Below are 18,271 nucleotides of genomic sequence, written 5' to 3'. Positions count from 1 at the left end.
AGGACTCATGCCGACGCCTCCGTATCGTGGGTTCTTCTCGGGGGTGGCGGCATGACCAGTGCGTACGAGGTCATGCAGCGGTGTGCGGAGCTCGACCGCTACTCGGCGCACCCGTCCCACCTCGAACGGGTCTACCTCTCGCCCGAGCACGCCGCCGCCAACGCCGCCGCTGCCGACTGGATGGAGAAGGCCGGCATGCGTACGTGGCAGGACGCCGCGGGCAACCAGTACGGCCGCCGCGAGGGGCGCGAGCCCGGCCTGCCGGCGCTGCTGCTCGGATCGCACCTCGACACCGTGCCCGACGCCGGCAGCTATGACGGGATGCTCGGGGTCGTCATGGCGATCGCGGTCGTCGAGCGCATCGGCGACCGGATCGACGACTTCCCGTTCGCGGTCGAGGTCGTCGGCTTCAGCGACGAGGAGGGCACCCGGTTCGGCAAGGCGCTTCTCGGCAGCTGCGCCGCGTCGGGCACGTGGGACGACGACTGGTGGACCCTGCGCGACCAGGACGGACTGACGCTGCGCGAGGCGTTCACCGAGTTCGGGCTCGATCCCAGCCGCGTCGGCGACGCGGCGCGTACGCCTGAGGAGCTGGTCGGCTACCTCGAGGCACACATCGAGCAGGGCCCCTACCTCGAGGCCGCCGACGCGTCTCTCGGCTATGTCACGTCGATCGCCGGCGCCCGTCGTTTCACGCTCAGCATCCTCGGCGAGGCGCGGCATGCCGGCGGCACACCGTACGAGCGGCGGCGGGACGCCCTGGTCGGCGCCGCGGAGGCGATCAGCGCCATCGAACGGCTCGCCAAGGCATCGACCTGCATCGCGACGGTGGGCCGGATCGAGGTCCTTCCGGGAGCGGTCAACGTCATCCCGGGCCGCGCCGACCTGAGCCTCGACCTGCGCGCCGAGAGCGACGCGGAGCGCGACGCGATGTGCGACGTGATGTTCGACGCGATCCGCGAGCTGTGCGGCGCGCGAGGTCTGGCGTTCCAGGCCGTCGAGACCCACACGGCGCCGTCGATGCCATGTGCGTCCTGGCTGACCGACGCCATCGTCGCGGGCATCCGTTCGACCGGCGATCCCGAGCCGATGGGTCTGTGGAGCCGGGCCGGTCACGACGGCATGGTGGTCGGCGCGGTCACCGACATCGGCATGTTGTTCGTCCGCTGCTTAGACGGCATCAGCCACCACCCCGACGAGGGCGTGCGGGAGATCGACGTCGCCCGCGGCCTCGACGCTCTCGAGACGGCCGTTCTCACGATTGCGCAGACGAGAGGATGACCGACATGAGGATCGACGAACGCATCGCCGAGCAGTATGCCGAGCTGTCGCCGCAGGAGCGCCGCGCCGCCGACGTGCTGCTGGCGCACCTCGACGACCTGGCGATCTATCGTGCGGCCGAGCTGGCCGAGCTGGCCGGCGTCTCCAAGGCCACGATGAGCCGGTTGTTCCGGCACCTCGGGTTCGACGACTTCACCGAGGTGCGTGAGCACCTGCGTACGCTCCGCAGCCACGGCGTCCCGGTGACCCTGGAGGGAGCGCCCAGCCTCGCGGCGCACCTCGAGCACGAGGTCGCCAACCTGCAGAAGGCCCTCGCCGGCCTGGAGGAGAGCGGCCTCGACACCGCGGCGAAGCTCATCGCCGAGGCCCAGCGGGTCGTGGTGCTCGGACTGCGATCGAGCTATCCCGTCGCGCTGCACCTGCGCCAGTCGTTGGGTCAGGCCCGGCTCGGGGTCACGCTCGTGCCGCAGCCCGGGCAGTCGCTGTCCGACGAGCTCATCGGGCTCGGCAAGCAGGACGTCGCGGTCGTCGTGGCGTTCCGCCGCAGACCCGACAACATCGAAGGGCTGCTGGGCATCCTCGAGGAGTCCGGTACGCTGACCGTGCTGCTCGCCGACCCGTCCGCCCGCAGCCTCGCGAGCCGCACGATGGTCTGGCTCGAGTGTCCGCTGGCGACCGACCTCGCGTTCGACAGCTACGCCGTGGCGATGAGCGTCGTCGCGGTGCTGGCTGATCGCGTGCTCGACCTCATCGGCCGCCCCGCCGAGCAGCGGGCGACCGCGATCGATGCGTCCTACCGGGCACTGCGCGAGATCGAGAATCGCTGACGACCATGGACCTGCACACCGTCGAGGCGTTGCGGCCCGCCCACACGCGCGACGACCTCCGCCTGGCGGCCGGCGAGACGCTGCTGGGTGGCGGCTCGTGGTTGTTCTCCGAGCCGCAGCCGGGCGTCACGGGCCTCGTCGACCTGACCGCCATGGGCTGGCAGCCCTGGGAGATCACCGCCGACGGGCTGAGCGTCGCGGCGACCTGCACGATCGCGCAGCTGCTCGAGCCGCCGGCGCCGCCCGCGTGGGTCGCCAGCCCGCTGTTCCGGCAGTGCGCGGACGCATTCCTCATGTCGTTCAAGATCTGGAACACCGCGACCGTCGGCGGCAACCTCTGCCTCGCGTTGCCGGCGGGCGCGATGATCTCGCTCGCGACCGCGCTCGATGCCGAGGCCGTGGTGTGGACGCCGGACGGGGGCGAGCGCCGGGAGCCGGTCGCGGCCTTCGTCCGCGGTCCAGGCCTGACCTCCCTGCAGGCGGGCGAGGTGCTGCGGTCCGTCGACTACCCGATCGCGGCTCTGCAAGGGCGTACGGCGTTCCGCAAGATCGCGCTGACCCCGATGGGCCGGTCGTCGGCGGTCGTCATCGGGCGGCTGGACGGTGACGGCGGGTTCACCTTGGCGGTCTCGGCGGCAACCCCGCGCCCGTACGTCTTCCGGTTCGACACGACCCCCACGACCGCCGACGTACGCCTGGCGCTCGACACGGTCGACGAGTGGTACGCCGACCCGCACGGGTCGCCCGACTGGCGTGCCGCGGTGACGCTGGAGCTCGCCACCGAGGTCTGCGCGGAGCTCGCATGACCGTGTCGATCAACGGCGTCGCCCACGAGGCCGTGCCCCGTGGTGGCCAGTGCCTGCGGACCTACCTGCGTGAGCAGGGCAACGTCGAGGTCAAGAAGGGCTGCGACGCGGGCGACTGCGGGGCGTGCTCGGTGCTGGTCGACGGCGTGCCGACGCACTCGTGCATCTTCCCGGCGGCGCGCGCGGTCGGCGCCGACGTGACCACGGTCGCCGGCCTCGGCACCCCCGAGCGCCTGCACCCCGTGCAGCAGCGCTTCGTCGACGCGGCCGGGTACCAGTGCGGGTTCTGCACCGCCGGGATGGTCGTCACGGCGTCGACGCTGGACGAACCCGCCGACGAGGACCTGCCGCGCCTGCTCAAGGGCAACCTGTGCCGCTGCACGGGCTATCGCTCGATCCGCGACGCGATCGCAGGCACCGCCAACACTGAGAAGGTGCCCGCCGGCGAGGCGTACGGGCGATCCGTCGCCGCTCCGGCCGGCCACAACATCGTGACGGGGCGGGAGCGCTACACGCTCGACGAGCCGGTGACCGACCTGCTGCACCTCAAGGTGCTCGGCAGCCCGCACGCCCACGCCCGGATCACGTCGATCGACGTCTCGCTGGCCGAGGCGCTCGACGGCGTCGTGGCGGTGCTGACCCACGAGGACGTGCCGCCGCTGCTCTACTCGACCGGCCGACACGAGAACCGGCTCGACGACCCCGACGACACCCGCATCCTCGACCCCGTCGTCCGGTTCCGCGGCCAGCGCGTCGCCGTCGTGATCGCCGAGTCCGTCGGCATCGCCGAGGCGGCCTGCCGGCTGATCGACGTGACGTACGAGCAGCTGCCCGCCGTGTTCGACCCCGAGGCGGCGCGCAGCCCGGGTGCGCCGCAGCTGCACGGCGACAAGGACCCGCTGGTCTCGCGGATCAGCGCCCCCGAGCGCAACGTCGTGGCGCAGCTGCACGACGAGTACGGCGATGTCGCGGCCGGGATGGCTGCTGCCCACGCGACGGTCTCCGGCACCTGGCAGACCGCGCGGGTCTCACACGCCGCGCTCGAGACCCACGGTGCCCGCGGCTGGCTCGCCGAAGACGGGTCGCTGGTCGTCCGTACGAGCTCGCAGGTGCCGTTCCTCGTCCGCACCGAGCTGGCCCGCATGCTCGACCTGCCCGTCGACAAGGTCCGCGTCGTCGTCGGCCGCGTCGGCGGCGGGTTCGGCGGCAAGCAGGAGCTCCTGGTCGAGGACCTCGTCGCGCTGGCGGTGCTGCGCACGGGTCGGCCCGTGCAGCTGGAGCTGACCCGCGAGGAACAGTTCACGGTCGTGCCGTGCCGCCACCCGATGCGGGTGCAGGTCGCGCTCGGCGCGGATGCCGAGGGGGTGCTGACGGCGATGCACGTCGACGTGCTGACCGACACCGGCGCATACGGCAACCACGCCCCGGGTGTGATGTTCCACGGCTGTCACGAGTCGGTCGCGGTCTACCGCTGCGCCAACAAGCGGGTCGACGCCGAAGCGGTCTACACCAACAACCTGCCGTCGGGCGCGTTCCGCGGCTACGGACTCGGTCAGGTCATCTTCGCGATCGAGTCGGCGATGGACGACCTGGCGCGCGAGCTCGGCATCGACCCGGTGGAGCTGCGGCGTCGCAACGTCGTCGTGCCAGGCGACCCGTTCGTCGTGGCGGCTCTCGAGGAGGACGACCTGACGTACGGCTCCTACGGGCTCGACGAGTGCCTCGACCTCGTCGAGGCGGAGCTGGCCGGCGGCGGGGGTGCCCCTGCGCCGGAGAGCTGGCCCACCGGCACCGGCATGGCGCTCGCGATGATCGCCACGATCCCGCCGCGCGGGCACCACTCGCACGTGACGGTCTCGGTCGACACGGCCGGGACGTACGCCGTCGACGTCGGCACGGCGGAGTTCGGCAACGGCACGACGACGGTGCACGTCCAGCTCGTCGCGCAGGAGGTCGGCACGACGCCGGACCGGGTGCACGTGCGCCAGTCCGACACGGGCACCGCCGGCTACGACACCGGCGCGTACGGGTCCACCGGATCCGTCGTCGCGGGCAAGGCGGTGCAGATCGCCGCCGAACGCCTCCACCGCGAGCTGCTCTCGCTGGCAGCTCGCCGGGCGGGCGTGGCGACCGGGTCCTGCGTGCTCGGCGCCGACGGGGTCGCCCTTCCGGACGGACGCGTCCTCGGCTTCGACGAGATCATCGTCGACTCGCTGTCGGCTGACGGCTCCCACGACGGCACGCCGCGATCCGTCGCGTTCAACGTGCACGGCTTCCGGGTCGCGGTGAACCCGGCGACCGGGGAGGTCCGCATCCTGCACTCGGTCCAGGCCGCCGACGCCGGCGTGGTCATCAACCCCGAGCAGCTGCGCGGCCAGATCGAGGGTGGCACGGCGCAGGGCATCGGGTCGGCGCTGTACGAGGAGATGATGCTCCGCGACGGCGAGGTCCTGACCCGGTCGTTCCGCACCTACCGGGTGCCGCAGATGGCCGACATCCCGCCGACGACGGTGCTCTTCGCCGGCACCGTCGACGGGCTGGGGCCCAAGGGTGCCAAGTCGATGAGTGAGGCGCCCTACAACCCCGTGGCACCCGCGCTCGCCAATGCGGTGCGCGATGCCGTGGGCGTACGACCGTACGAGCTGCCCATGAGCCGTGACCGGATCTGGCGCCTGCTTCACGACGACCGACAGGAGTCCCCATGACGACCGACGAAGCCTGGCTCGCCCGGGCGATCGACCTGGCCGTGCAGAACGTCGCCGAGGGCGGCGGACCGTTCGGCGCCGTAGTGGTGCGCGACGGCGAGGTCGTGGCCACGGGGCAGAACCGGGTGACTCGCGATCTCGATCCCACGGCGCACGCCGAGGTGCAGGCGATCCGCAACGCGTGCCGGGCCGCGGGCGACTTCTCGTTGGCCGGCATGACGCTCTACACCTCGTGCGAGCCGTGCCCGCTGTGCGTCTCCGCGGCGCTCTGGGCGCGGCTGGACCGCGTGGTCTATGCCGCGGACCGCGACGACGCGGCGCGCGGCGGGTTCGACGACCGCGAGTTCTACGAGCTGTTCGCGCGGGACCGCTCCACATGGCCGACGCTGATCGAGGAGGTGCGGCCCGACGACGCCCCCGCACCGTTCGACGCCTGGCTCGCCAACAGCCACCGCACGGCGTACTGAGCCATGACGCGCCGTCGCTCGATCTTCGCCTCGAGGCTCGTCAACACCGCAAGCGACGGCGAGCAGCCGCACGTGCTGGACGACCTGCGTCGGGCGATTCTCGACGGTGACGAGCCGCCCGGCACGACGATCCCGATCGACGCGGTGGCGAAGGTCTTCGGCGTCAGCCAGAACCCCGTGCGCGAGTCGCTCAAGATCCTGATCGGTGAGGGCCTCGTCGAGCACCGGCCGCACATCGGCTACAGCGTCGCGAAGCTGACGTTCGAGGAGTTCAGGGAGCTGTACGACGTACGTCAGGCGCTCGAGGCCTCGGCTCTGCGGGCAGCGGTGCAGCACGCCACGCCGGAGGACGACCGGCTCGTCGGGGAGATCCACGAGGCCATGGCAACCGCCACGCGCACCCACGACGAGCGGGCGTACCACGCCGAGTCCCGCCGTTTCCACATGGCGCTGATCGTCCCTTCGGGCATGCAACGGCTGCTGCGCATGTATGAGTCGGCGTGGAACATCACCGAGCCGGCCCGGCCGATGGCTCGCATCGACGACGTCGGGCGTACGCAGTTCTATGACGACCACGACCGCATGGTCGAGGCCTTCGTGGCCCGCGACGCCGACCTGTTGTTGGCGGAGTCGTCGCAGCACTACGCCCACCTGCGCGAGGCGATCGCGGTGTTCGCCGATGATCCCGACGTGTTCCTCACCGGCTGACGCTGGGCGATTGGCCTGATCGGGCCATGGCCATGCTCGCGTCGCAGTCCTACCTTGCGAGTGGGGGACTTCCGCAAAGGAGCACGACATGGCATTCATCCAGATCATCGAGGGACACACCAGCCGCGGCGACGAGATCGAGGCGCTCAGCGCCGACCTCGAGGACCGGACGCAGGGCCGATTCACGGTGCGCCGGTCGATCCGCACGCAGGACCGTGACGACCCGAGCCGCTTCATGGTCATCGTCTTCTTCGACTCGTACGAGTCGGCCATGGAGAATTCGAACCTCCCGGAGACCAACGAGTTCTCGCAGAAGATGATGGAGCTCGTCGACGGGCCGCCGACGTTCTACAACCTCGACGTCGTCGAGGACAAGACCTTCTGAGTTTTCCTATATCTGTCCCGTAACACCGGCTTGACGGGTTCATGGAGACGCTTGAAACACGGCGCTCCTAGCGTCTGGGCATCAGTACTTCGCCCGACACCAGGAGCACACCATGACCGACATCAAGCCCGGGCCTGCGCTGCCCGGAGACATCGTCGAGGCCGCCGGCTACCCGCCGGGTCAAGGAGCCGCCGAGCCGTACTACGACCCGCGTCTGACCAACGAGGACCTCGCTCCGCTCGAGGAGCAGACGTGGAAGAGCTACAACATCTTCGCGTTCTGGATGTCCGACGTGCACAGCGTCGGCGGCTACATCACGATGGGCACGCTCTTCGCGATCGGGCTCAATGCCTGGCAGGTCTTCATCTGCCTGATCGTCGGCATCTGCATCGTCCAGTTCTTCTGCAACCTTGTCGCCAAGCCGAGCCAGCAGGCCGGGGTGCCCTACCCCGTCACGAGCCGGGCATCGTTCGGCGTCCTCGGCGCCAACATCCCGGCGATCATTCGCGGCCTCATCGCCGTCGCCTGGTACGGGGTGCAGACGTTCCTGGCGGCTGAGTCGCTCAACATCGTGTTCCTCAAGCTGTGGCCCGGTCTCGCGGATCTCGCCGACGTCGACAAGCACGGATTCCTCGGCCTGTCCTACCTCGGCTACATCAGCTACGCGATCCTCTGGGTCCTGCAGGCGGCGCTGTTCTGGCGCGGCATGGAGGTCATCCGCAAGTTCATCGACTTCGCCGGACCGGCGGTCTACGTCGTCATGATGGCGCTCTGCCTCTACATGCTGTTCAAGGTCGACTTCAACATCGACCTCAACCTGTCCTCGCACCACCTGTCGGGTTGGTCCCTCGTCTGGGGTCTGACCGGAGCGGTGGCGTCTGTCGTCGCGTACTTCTCGGGGCCGATGCTCAACTTCGGCGACTTCTCGCGCTACGCGACCTCGTTCGAGGACGTCAAGAAGGGCAACCTCTTCGGGCTGCCGATCAACTTCATCGTGTTCTCGCTGCTCACGGTCCTGACGGCCGCGGCGACGGTGCCGCTGTACGGCGAGCTGATCACCGACCCGATCGTCACGGTGCAGAAGATCGACAACACGTTCGCGATCCTGCTCGGCGGCTTCACGTTCGTCGTGGCCACGATCGGCATCAACATCGTCGCCAACTTCATCTCGCCGGCGTTCGACTTCTCGAACGTCAGCCCGCAGCGCATCTCCTGGCGCATGGGCGGCATGATCGCGGCCATCGGCTCGGTGCTCGTGACCCCGTGGAACTGGTACGACAACTCGGACGCGATCTTCTGGACGCTGGGCATCCTCGGTGCCCTGATCGGCCCGCTGTTCGGGATCCTGATCGCCGACTTCTACGCCATCCGCCGGCAGACGATCGTCGTCGACGACCTGTTCACGATGTCGGAGTCGGGCGAGTACTGGTACACCAAGGGCTACAACCTCGCCGCGGTGCAGGCGGTCATCGCGTCGGGCATCATCTCTGTCGGGTCGGTCGTCGTGCCGAAGGTCTTCGATGTCGTGACGTGGCTGCCGGCATACAGCTGGTTCGTCGGATGCGCGGCGGGCTACGTCATCTACATCGTGCTGGCGCGCATGCAGAACGTCGCCGGTTCCGGTGATCGTCCGCTGGCGCTGATCGGCGAGACAGCTTCGTGAGGATCCTGGTCATCAACCCCAACACGACGTTGACGATGACCACCACGATCGGCGAGTGCGCCCGGGCCGTTGCCGGCCCGGGCGTCACCGTCGAGGCTGTCAGTCCTGTCGAGGGGCCGGTCTCGATCGAGAGCCACTTCGACGACGCGATGAGCGTCCCTGGCGTGCTGGCCGAGATCGCGGCGGGGGAGCGTACCGGCGTCGATGCCTACGTCATCGCCTGCTTCGGGGATCCCGGGCTCCTCGCCGCACGCGAGGTCGCCGCCGGCCCGGTCGTGGGGATCGCGGAGGCGGCGATGCGTACGGCGGCCTACCTCGGCCGCGGCTTCAGCGTCGTGACGACCCTCGATCGTACGGTCGGGCACACGTGGGACCTCGCCGAGTCGTACGGTCTCGGGCGGCACTGCCGCGGTGTGCACGCGACGGGCATACCCGTGCTCGAGCTCGAGACGGACCCCGCGGCGTACGCGTCGGTCGTCACGGCGTCGCGCGCTGCGCTGGAGACGGATGGCTCAGATGTGATCGTCCTGGGCTGTGCCGGGATGGCCGACCTGTGCGCGCAGCTCCAGGCTGAGCTCGGTGTGCCGGTGCTGGACGGCGTCGCCGCCGCGACGGTGCAGGCCGAGGCGCTCGTACGTCTGGGGCTGCGGACGTCGGCGCACCGAGAGTTCGCCCCGCCACCGGTGAAGCCTCTTCGCGCGTAGCGCCATCCAGGTCCTAGGCGCGGAGCGCCGGTGGGGGTCCCCCCACGAGCTCTGCGAGTAGGGGGAGGCGAGCGCCAGCGAGCCGAAGGACACCACGTGCCACTAGGTTGGGCGGGTGAGCACCGCCACCGTCCGAGTCCCCGCCAAGATCAACCTGTGCCTCGGCGTGGGCCCGGTCCGTGAGGACGGCTATCACCCGTTGGCCACGGTCTACCAGGCCGTCGACCTGCACGACGAGGTCCGGGCGACATCGCGTGATGACGACGCGATCACCGTCGCGGTGCACAGCGAGCTCGACGTGAGGTCCGAGTCGGTGCTGGTGCCGGAAGACGATGACAACCTCGCGGTCAAGGCTGCGCGCCTGCTGCGCGAGACCACCGGCGTCATGACCGGCGTCGACCTGGCCATCCGCAAGGTCATCCCGGTCGCGGGTGGCATGGCCGGTGGTTCGGCGGATGCCGCGGCGGCCCTCGTCGCCTGCAACGACGTATGGGCGACCGGGCTGTCCCGCGCCGAGCTCGAGGAGATCGCCGCGCAGCTCGGCAGCGACGTCCCGTTCCTCCTGCACGGCGGCAACGCGATCGGTGGCGGGCGTGGCGAGACCATCAGCCCCGTGCTGGCGCGCGGGTCGTACCACTGGGTGTTCGCCATGGCGCACGAAGGGCTCTCGACCAAGGCGGTCTACGCCGAGTTCGACCGGCTCAACGACGGGTCACGCGTACCCGATCCCGTCGTGCCGGACGCGTTGCTCGCCGCCCTGCGCGCCGGTGACGCCGAGGCGCTCGGCGATGCGCTGTCGAACGATCTGACCGAGGCGGCGCTGTCGCTGCGTCCGGAGCTGCAGGACACCCTCGAGATCGGCATCGAGGCCGGAGCCCTCGGCGCGATACTGTCGGGCTCGGGTCCCACGGCGCTGTTCCTCGCCTCCGACGAGCAGCACAGCCTCGACATCGCGTTCGCCCTCAGCAGCGCCGCGGGATGCGCCGACGTCGTCCAGTCCCGCGGCCCCGTCACCGGAGCTCGCAGCACGAGCTGACCCCGGGACGGACGATGAGGGTTTGTGGTCGTCGAGACAACCACGAACCCTCATCGTCCGTCAGGCGGCACGCCAGCCGCGCGCCCAGAACATCCGGGTGAGCTGATCGGCGACGACCGGCTTCTCGTGCCGGATCGCGTACGACGTGAAGACGAGCTGTCGGCGACCGTCGATGGCGACCTCGTTGCCGCGGCGAACATCGGCATCCCACTGGCTGATCTCGCGATGCGGCGCACCGTGGACCTCGACCGTGAGATTGACCTCGTCCCATGTCGCGTCGAGGAAGTAGTGGCCGTCGGGGCCCTTGACGCGCACCTGTCGGGTCGGCCTCGGGAGCTTCGCGCCGATCCGGATCTCGTCGAAATCACGCTCCGGCAACGACTGGATCCCGCCGTCGGCGTCCAGCACAGACTCGACGATGAGGGCACGTCGCTTGCAGGTGCCTCGCCGTTCCAGGGACTGGTGCATGAGCCGGGCATTCGCAAGACCCTGCTGCATGCCCGCAATGACGATTGTGCGCGCAAACCGATCGCTGTCGCACCAGCTGGCGGCGTCGATCAGGCTTCGAGCCGGTCGAGTGCGGCGGGGTTCGCGGAGTGGATGTACGTCGGCGTCGCCAAGCTCGGTGCTCCAGTGAGTGACGAGGCCCGGTCGCTTGTCGGGTCGGTCCGCTCCCTCTGGCAGGACGATGAAGGTGTCCGGCTGCTTGAATCCGTTGAAGTCGTCGTACGTCAGGCTGGTCAAGCCGCCGAGCGCTGAGCCTGGAGCACACAGATGCAGTGCGACGAGGTCGAGCTCGTCCTTGGCGAGGCTGCCGTTGTGGGTGACGACGACTCCGCGGCACGGCGACTGCCAGCGGCCGGACGAGATGGCATGCCGCACCTTGCCGCGGCCGTGAAGGGCGACCGCCTCGGAGGTGCGTAGGACAGTTCGCATCGTCCGACCCTCGTTGTCGCGCAGGTGTGGCGTCGAGCCGAGGAGCGAAGCCTGTCGACAACAGTTCACGGGTCGAGCACCCTGTGGAGAGACGGAGGATGAGGGTTAGTGGTGGTCGCGGCTACCCGGAACGCTCATCGTCGGTCCCGCACCCGACGGAGGATGAGGGGAACGGGCAGCTTCAGCAACCGCAAACCCTCATCGTCCGTCCCAAGACGGCTCAGCCTTCGACGAGCTCCGTCAGCTCGAGCCAGCGGTGCTCGTGCTCCGCGACCTGCTGCTCGAGCTCGGCGACGGCCTTCATCAGCTCCGCCAACCCGGCGCCATCCGTCGGATCGTGCTGCGCCATCTCGACGTGTAGCGCGTCGATGCGGGTCGACAGCTTCTCCATCTTGCGATCGATCGAGCCGATCTCCTTCTTGGTGTTGCGCAGCTCGGCGCTCGACAGCTTGGGCGTGCTCGCGGTGTGCCCGGCCGTCGAGGGGTTCGACGCGGCGGGGGAGTCCTGCTCCTTGCGGAGGCGGAGGTACTGGTCGACGCCTCCGGGCAGGTGCCGGAAGTGGCCGTCGAGGATCGCGTACTGCTGATCCGTGATGCGCTCGAGCAGGTAGCGGTCGTGCGAGACGACCAGCAGCGTGCCGGGCCACGAGTCGAGCAGGTCCTCCATCGCCGCCAGCATGTCGGTGTCGAGGTCGTTGGTCGGCTCGTCGAGCACCAGCACGTTGGGCTCGTCGAGCAGGATCAGCAGCAGCTGGAGCCGCCGCTTCTGCCCACCCGACAGGTCGCGCACCGGCGTCGCCATCTGCTCGTTGGAGAAGCCGAGCCGCTCGAGCAGCTGCGACGGCGTCATCTCCTTGCCGCCCGACACGTACGCCGTGCGCTGCCGCCCGACGACGTCGCTGACCCGGTCGGCCCCGACGTCCTTGAGCTCGTCGAGCTCCTGCGTCAGCGTGACGACCTTGACGGTCTTGCCGCGCTTGACCCGCCCCGACGTCGGCTGCACGGCACCCGTGACGAGGCCCAGCAGCGTCGACTTGCCCGCGCCGTTGGCGCCCAGGATGCCCGTACGCTCGCCGGGTCCCACGCGCCACTCGACGTGCTTGAGCACCTCGTGGTCGTACGACACCGAGACGTCGAGGATGTCGACGACGTCCTTGCCGAGCCGCGAGGTCGCCATCTGCTTGAGCACGATGGGGTCACGCGGCGGCGGCTCGTTGGCGATCAGCTCGTTGGCGGCGTCGATGCGGAACTTCGGCTTCGACGTACGCGCAGGGGCGCCGCGACGCAGCCACGCCAGCTCCTTGCGCATGAGGTTCTGCCGCTTCGACTCGGTCGCCGAGGCATGCCGGTCGCGCTCGACCCGCTGCAGGATGTAGGCCGCGTAGCCGCCCTCGAACGGCTCGACGATGCCGTCGTGGACCTCCCACGTGGCATTGCAGACCTCGTCGAGGAACCACCGGTCGTGCGTCACGACCAGCAGCCCGCCCGCGTTCGAGGACCAGCGCGTCTTGAGGTGGCCGGCGAGCCAGGTGATGCCCTCGACGTCGAGGTGGTTGGTCGGCTCGTCGAGGAACAGCACGTCGTCGTCGCCGACCAGCAGCGCGGCGAGCGCCACCCGTCGCCGCTGACCACCGCTGAGGTTGCCCACCGTGGCGTCCCATGGAATGTCGGAGACGAGGCCTGCGATGACGTCGCGGATCTTGGCATCGCCGGCCCACTCGTAGTCGGGCTTGTCGCCGACGATCGCGTGGCCGACGGTCTGCGTCTGGTCGAGGGTGTCGGTCTGGTCGAGCATCCCGATGTGCACGCCGCCGCGGGTCGTCACGCGGCCGGAGTCGGGCTCCATGCGGCCGGCGAGGATGCGCAGGAGCGTCGACTTGCCGTCGCCGTTGCGACCGACGATGCCGATCCGGTCGCCCTCGTCGATGCCGATCGTCACGGACTCGAAGACGGTCTTGGTCGGGAAGTCGAGCGCGATGGACTCGACGCCGAGGAGATGTGCCACCGGAGAAGTCTAGGCGGCGCAGCGCGGTCGCCCGACCACGCTTCGCGCCCACGGACACACGTACGGGCTGGTTCTTCCGAGCCATGTCCCTCGGGCGGGCCGCAGGCGCACGATGGTGGGTGACTCATTCACCGAAGGAGAACTCCGATGGCACTGTTCATGGATGTCCACAACAAGGTCGAAGGACTCACCGCTGACGCCGTCGCAGGCGCGCACGCCAAGGATCTCGAGATCCAGGGCCAGTACGGCGTCGACTACAAGCAGTACTGGTTCGACGAGGACTCCGGCAAGGTGTTCTGCCTCGTCGACGCGCCCGATGCCGAGTCGGCCGAGCGCGTGCACCGCGAGGCGCACGGGTTGCTCGCCGATCAGCTGATCCCGGTCCAGGAAGGCGTCATCCCCGGCCACTGATCTCTGGCGCTCAGCGGTCGAAGGGCACCGAGAGCGTACGCAGGGCACCGGCCAGTGCCGTGGCCTCGTCGGCCGACAACCCGGCGAGGAGCTTCTGCTCGTGTCCCAGCAAGGCATCGAGCGCTCCGTCGACGGCATTCTTGCCCGACGTGGTGAGCCTGACCTGGACGCCTCGACGGTCGGCCGGGTCCGGGAGCCGCTCGACCAGGCCCTTGCCCACCAGCCGGTCGACGCGGTTGGTCATGGTGCCGCTGGTCACGAGCGTCTCGTGGACGAGCTGGCCGGGCGAGAGCTGATAGGGCTTGCCGGCACGGCGCAGGGCCGAGAGCACGTCGAACTCCGACGGCTCCAGGTCGTGGTCGGCGAACGCCTGCTTGCGGGCACGGTCGAGGTGAAGCGCGAGCCGGGTGACCCGGCTCAGCACGTGCATGGGTGAGACGTCCATGTCGGGACGTTCCCGCTGCCACGCTGCGATCAACCGATCGACGTCGTCTTCCACACGCCCATCCTAGTTCGTCAAGATTCTTGATGTAGAGATTGTTGATCATGACTACGCTCTCGGCATGACTCCTGCCGGGGCCGTTGCTGCCGGACCGACACGACAGGGCGAGCTCCTTGCGTCCGGCGAGCTCACCTCGCGGCAGCTCACCCAGGCGACCCTCGACGCGATCGACCGGGAGAACCCGGCGATCAATGCCGCCGTCGCGGTCTACGCCGACGAGGCCCTCGCCGCGGCCGATGAGGCCGATCGCCGCCGGGCGGCAGGGGAGAGCGGGCCGCTGCTGGGCGTACCGATCGCGGTCAAGGACGACCTCGACATCGGCGGCACGGTGACCGGCAAGGGCAGCAAGGCGATGGTGATGCCGGCTGGCCACGACGCCGAGCTGGTCGCGGCCCTCAAGGCGGCCGGCATGGTCGTCGTCGCCAAGTCGGCGCTGCCCGAGCTCGCGATCTTCGGCTTCACCGAGTCCGCGGCCCACGGCATCACCCGCAACCCGCTCAACCTCGCCCACACGTCCGGCGGCTCCTCAGGCGGCTCCGCAGCCCTGGTCGCTGCGGGTGCCGTCGGCATCGCGACCGCCTCGGACGGTGCCGGGTCGATCCGCATCCCGGCGGCGTGTTGCGGGCTCGTCGGGTTCAAGCCGACCCAGGGCACGATGCCGAGCTCGGGCGGCTGGCACGACCTGTCGACCCAGGGCTGCCTCGCCGCCAGGGTCGCCGACAGCGCGCTGTTCCTCGACGCGTTCGGCACGTTCGGCACGTCACTCGTCGTTGCGGCGGCGGCCGATCCGGCGCCCTTGCGCATCGGCATGTCGTTCAGCGCCGCCGCGGCGACCAAGGCCAGGCCGCTGGATCCCCGTGTACGCGCAGCGGTCGAGCGTACGGCCGAACAGCTGCGGGCCGCGGGACACACCGTGACCGAGGTCAAGATCCCCTACACGCTCGACTCCAAGGCCCTGACGGTCCGCTACCTCGCCGGCATCCGTGACAGTGCCGACGACTCCGACGACCCGGGCCGGCTCGAGCAGCGTACGAAAGGCATCGCGCGCCTGGGCCGCCCGTTCGGTCGCAGGTCGGTCGACTGGGCCAAGCGACAGGGCCGCTCGTGGGGCGACAAGGTCCACCGGGATCTCGGCGTCGACGTGTTGCTGACGCCGGTCATGTCGGGCCCCGCGATCGAGGTCGAGCACTGGCGCGGCACGGGTGCGCTCGCGACAGTGCTCTCGATGAACGCGTTCTATCCCTACACGGCCCAGTGGAACCACGCCGGCGTCCCCGCCGTGTCGATGCCGGCCGGCGTGACGGACGAGCGGCTGCCGCTCGCGGTGCAGCTCATCGCGACGCGGGGCGCCGACGCACTGCTGATGTCCCTGGCGGGCCAGCTGGAGCGCCTCAACGCTTGACGTCAAGTATCTTGACATCAAGATAAGTGCGTCGTACGGTCGGAGACATGACGACCTGGGACCCCGACCGCTACCTGCAGTTCGCCGACGACCGCTCCCGGCCCTTCGTCGATCTCGTCGCCCGCGTGCAGGGCACGCCGTCGACGATCGTCGACCTCGGCTGCGGTCCGGGCCACCTGACGGCCGTGCTCCGCACACGCTGGCCCGAGGCGACGATCCACGGGGTCGACTCCTCGCCGGACATGATCGACAAGGCCGACGCCGATCACCGTGACGACCGGACGACGTACGAGCTGGCCGACGTGGCCGCGTGGACCACCGCGGAGCCCGTCGACCTGATCGTGTCGAACGCGCTCTTCCAGTGGGTGCCCGACCAGCTCGCCGTGATCCGGCGGCTCACCGACCTCGTCGCCCCGGGCGGCACGTTCGCCCTCCAGGTGCCGTGCAACTACGACGCCCCGAGCCACCGCCTGCTGCACGAGATCTCGTCGCGGCCGCCATACGGCGAGCACACCGAAGGGCTCCACGCCGACCGCGGGACGCACGCTGAGGCCTACCTCGACCTGTTCACCAGCCTGGGTTGGGCGACCGATGCGTGGGAGACGACCTACCTCCACGTCCTGCAGGGCGCCGATCCGGTGTTCGACTGGATCTCCGGCACCGGAGCGCGGCCGATCCTGCAGGCGTTGCCGGACGGTGTGCGCGAGGAGTTCGTGGCCGCGTACAAAGCCGCTCTGCGCGAGGCCTATCCCACCCAGCCGTGGGGCACGGTGCTGCCGTTCAGCCGTACGTTCGCCGTCGCCCGTCGCGCAGCCTGACTCCGGTAGCCTTGGGGCTGCTGCAGTCCCGGTGACGGGACAATCCCCGGTTGGTCTGCCGGCAGGGCCCGCCGCACTTTGAATGCGGACAAGCGACGTAGGTTCGACTCCTACCCGGGGAGCCAGCAAGGTCCGTCGATGAAGGAGTCTGGTGAGCACGAGCCCCAATCAGGATCGAGTGACGGCGATCGTGCTGGCAGCAGGAGCGGGCACGCGGATGAAGTCCGCGCGTGCCAAGGTCCTGCACGAGATCGCCGGGCGGACGATGCTCGAGCACGCCCTGGTCGCCGTCGCCGGCGCTGGCGTGCACACGACGGTCGCCGTCGTCGGCCACGACCGCGAGCAGGTGTCCGAGGCCATCACGGCCTACGACCCCTCGATCGTCCAGGCCGTGCAGGAGCAGCAGAACGGCACGGGCCACGCGGTCCACGTCGCGCTCGAGTCCCTCGACAGCGCGCCCGACGGCACGGTCATCGTCACCTACGCCGACGTGCCGCTGCTGTCGGCGCAGACGCTCGCCGAGCTGCTCGTCAGCCATCGCGCCGCGGGCCACACCGTCACGATCCTGACCGCCGAGGTCGACGACCCCACCGGCTACGGCCGCATCCTGCGGGGTCCCGACGGCGCGGTCACGGCCATCCGCGAGCACAAGGACGCGTCCGACGACGAGCGGGCGGTGCGCGAGATCAACAGCGGAATCCTCGTCGTCGACGGCGGGTTCCTCACCGCGGCGGTGGCCCGGCTCGAGACCGACAACGCGCAGGGCGAGCTCTACCTCACCGACATCGTCGGCAAGGCGGTCGCCGAGGGACGCCCGGTCGGGGCGCACGTCCTCGAGGACGTCTGGCAGACCGAAGGCGTCAACGACCGGGCCCAGCTGGCCCGGCTCGGCGCCGAGCTCAACCGCCGCATCACGGCGCACTGGATGGCCGAGGGCGTCACGATCGTCGACCCGGCCACGACGTGGATCGACTCGGCCGTCACGCTCGAGCCCGACGTCACGATCCTGCCCGGCACACAGCTCCTCGGCGCCACCGCCGTGGCCCGGGGCGCCACGATCGGACCCGACACGACGCTGCGCAACATCGAGGTCGGCACCGGCGCGACCGTCGTACGTACGCACGGCTCCGATGCGGTGATCGGCGACGAGGCCACGGTCGGCCCGTATGCCTATCTGCGGCCCGGCGCCGAGCTCGGCGCGCGCGGCAAGATCGGCACGTTCGTCGAGGTCAAGAACTCGACGATCGGCGAGGGCGCCAAGGTGCCGCACCTGACCTACGTCGGTGACGCCGAGATCGGCGAGGGCGCCAACATCGGTGCCGGCACGATCTTCGCCAACTACGACGGCGTCAACAAGCACCGCTCCACGATCGGCAAGCACGCCAAGACCAGCTCCAACAACACGTTCGTCGCCCCGGTCACGGTCGGCGACGGGGCGTTCACGGGAGCCGGTTCGACGATTCGCGAGGACGTACCACCGGGGGCGCTGGCCGTCAGTGCCGGTGCACAGAGGAACATTGAGGGGTGGGTGGCCGACAAACGTCCGGACACCGCATCCGCCCGTGCCGCCCGCGCGGCGCAGGACCACGCGGCAGAGGAGACCTCCGGTGAGTAG

General features: G+C 69.9%; 17 protein-coding genes and 1 tRNA gene. 15 read left to right on the top strand and 3 right to left on the bottom strand.

What is annotated here, in order from left to right; all coding sequences use genetic code 11:
• Window positions 1-51 precede the first annotated feature (51 nt).
• From ESP70_RS06565 to ESP70_RS06520, 10 genes are all read left to right on the top strand, one after another.
• Window positions 52-1,281 carry an allantoate amidohydrolase gene (locus tag ESP70_RS06565; protein WP_149688476.1) on the top strand — a complete coding sequence of 410 codons (1,230 nt, stop codon included), beginning with the start codon at window positions 52-54 and terminating at the stop codon, window positions 1,279-1,281.
• Window positions 1,282-1,286: 5 nt separating this feature from the next.
• On the top strand, window positions 1,287-2,108 hold the full coding sequence (locus ESP70_RS06560) for a MurR/RpiR family transcriptional regulator (RefSeq protein WP_149688475.1): 822 nt from the start codon (window positions 1,287-1,289) through the stop codon (window positions 2,106-2,108).
• A 5-nt stretch (window positions 2,109-2,113) separates the two neighbouring features.
• Window positions 2,114-2,914 carry an FAD binding domain-containing protein gene (locus ESP70_RS06555; RefSeq protein ID WP_149688474.1) on the top strand — a complete coding sequence of 267 codons (801 nt, stop codon included), beginning with the start codon at window positions 2,114-2,116 and terminating at the stop codon, window positions 2,912-2,914.
• The gene (locus tag ESP70_RS06550; protein ID WP_149688473.1) at window positions 2,911-5,619 is read left to right on the top strand and encodes a molybdopterin-dependent oxidoreductase; all 2,709 of its coding nucleotides are present in this window, start codon (window positions 2,911-2,913) and stop codon (window positions 5,617-5,619) included. Before ESP70_RS06555 ends, ESP70_RS06550 begins: the two co-directional genes overlap by 4 nt.
• Complete coding sequence (locus ESP70_RS06545) at window positions 5,616-6,086, top strand: nucleoside deaminase (RefSeq protein ID WP_149688472.1); 471 nt, start codon at window positions 5,616-5,618, stop codon at window positions 6,084-6,086. The genes ESP70_RS06550 and ESP70_RS06545 overlap by 4 nt, the downstream gene beginning before the upstream one ends.
• Window positions 6,087-6,089: 3 nt before the next feature.
• Window positions 6,090-6,794 (top strand): GntR family transcriptional regulator, encoded by a 705-nt coding sequence (locus ESP70_RS06540; RefSeq protein ID WP_149688471.1) that lies wholly within the window; start codon window positions 6,090-6,092, stop codon window positions 6,792-6,794.
• An 88-nt stretch (window positions 6,795-6,882) separates the two neighbouring features.
• On the top strand, window positions 6,883-7,179 hold the full coding sequence (locus ESP70_RS06535) for a hypothetical protein (RefSeq protein ID WP_149688470.1): 297 nt from the start codon (window positions 6,883-6,885) through the stop codon (window positions 7,177-7,179).
• Window positions 7,180-7,291: 112 nt separating this feature from the next.
• Window positions 7,292-8,842, top strand: coding sequence for an NCS1 family nucleobase:cation symporter-1 (locus ESP70_RS06530; RefSeq protein ID WP_149688469.1), 1,551 nt, complete (start codon window positions 7,292-7,294; stop codon window positions 8,840-8,842).
• Window positions 8,839-9,546, top strand: coding sequence for an aspartate/glutamate racemase family protein (locus ESP70_RS06525; protein ID WP_149688468.1), 708 nt, complete (start codon window positions 8,839-8,841; stop codon window positions 9,544-9,546). The genes ESP70_RS06530 and ESP70_RS06525 overlap by 4 nt, the downstream gene beginning before the upstream one ends.
• 115 nt (window positions 9,547-9,661) lie before the next feature.
• The gene (locus tag ESP70_RS06520; RefSeq protein ID WP_149688467.1) at window positions 9,662-10,582 is read left to right on the top strand and encodes a 4-(cytidine 5'-diphospho)-2-C-methyl-D-erythritol kinase; all 921 of its coding nucleotides are present in this window, start codon (window positions 9,662-9,664) and stop codon (window positions 10,580-10,582) included.
• 60 nt (window positions 10,583-10,642) lie between these two features.
• On the opposite strand, the gene ESP70_RS06515 is transcribed toward ESP70_RS06520, so the two are convergent.
• On the bottom strand, window positions 10,643-11,518 hold the full coding sequence (locus ESP70_RS06515; RefSeq protein WP_149688466.1) for a hypothetical protein: 876 nt from the start codon (window positions 11,516-11,518) through the stop codon (window positions 10,643-10,645).
• Between the two features lie 220 nt (window positions 11,519-11,738).
• A complete protein-coding gene (locus ESP70_RS06510; protein ID WP_149688465.1) occupies window positions 11,739-13,523 on the bottom strand; it encodes an ABC-F family ATP-binding cassette domain-containing protein in 1,785 nt (594 codons plus the stop codon).
• Window positions 13,524-13,670: 147 nt separating this feature from the next.
• Here ESP70_RS06510 and ESP70_RS06505 point away from each other — a divergent pair, with 147 nt between their 5' ends.
• Window positions 13,671-13,934, top strand: a complete 264-nt coding sequence (locus ESP70_RS06505; protein ID WP_149688464.1) for a DUF4242 domain-containing protein — start codon at window positions 13,671-13,673, stop codon at window positions 13,932-13,934.
• A 10-nt stretch (window positions 13,935-13,944) separates the two neighbouring features.
• On the opposite strand, the gene ESP70_RS06500 is transcribed toward ESP70_RS06505, so the two are convergent.
• Window positions 13,945-14,433 carry a MarR family winged helix-turn-helix transcriptional regulator gene (locus ESP70_RS06500; protein WP_149688463.1) on the bottom strand — a complete coding sequence of 163 codons (489 nt, stop codon included), beginning with the start codon at window positions 14,431-14,433 and terminating at the stop codon, window positions 13,945-13,947.
• A 64-nt stretch (window positions 14,434-14,497) separates the two neighbouring features.
• On the opposite strand from ESP70_RS06500, the gene ESP70_RS06495 reads away from it, so the two are divergent.
• The 4 genes from ESP70_RS06495 (at window position 14,498) to glmU (ending at window position 18,271) form a co-directional block, all read left to right on the top strand.
• On the top strand, window positions 14,498-15,838 hold the full coding sequence (locus tag ESP70_RS06495; protein WP_149688462.1) for an amidase family protein: 1,341 nt from the start codon (window positions 14,498-14,500) through the stop codon (window positions 15,836-15,838).
• A 47-nt stretch (window positions 15,839-15,885) separates the two neighbouring features.
• On the top strand, window positions 15,886-16,656 hold the full coding sequence (locus ESP70_RS06490; RefSeq protein WP_149688461.1) for a methyltransferase domain-containing protein: 771 nt from the start codon (window positions 15,886-15,888) through the stop codon (window positions 16,654-16,656).
• 43 nt (window positions 16,657-16,699) lie between these two features.
• Window positions 16,700-16,781: transfer RNA gene (locus ESP70_RS06485), tRNA-Gln, on the top strand.
• Window positions 16,782-16,807: 26 nt separating this feature from the next.
• Window positions 16,808-18,271, top strand: coding sequence for a bifunctional UDP-N-acetylglucosamine diphosphorylase/glucosamine-1-phosphate N-acetyltransferase GlmU (glmU, locus tag ESP70_RS06480; protein ID WP_223148618.1), 1,464 nt, complete (start codon window positions 16,808-16,810; stop codon window positions 18,269-18,271).

The sequence above is a fragment of the Aeromicrobium ginsengisoli genome (assembly GCF_004134905.2).
GTDB classification, from domain to species: Bacteria; Actinomycetota; Actinomycetes; order Propionibacteriales; family Nocardioidaceae; genus Aeromicrobium; species Aeromicrobium ginsengisoli.
The sequence above is the reverse complement of the archived record's forward strand: the minus strand, read 5'-3'. Positions and strand labels throughout refer to the sequence as shown.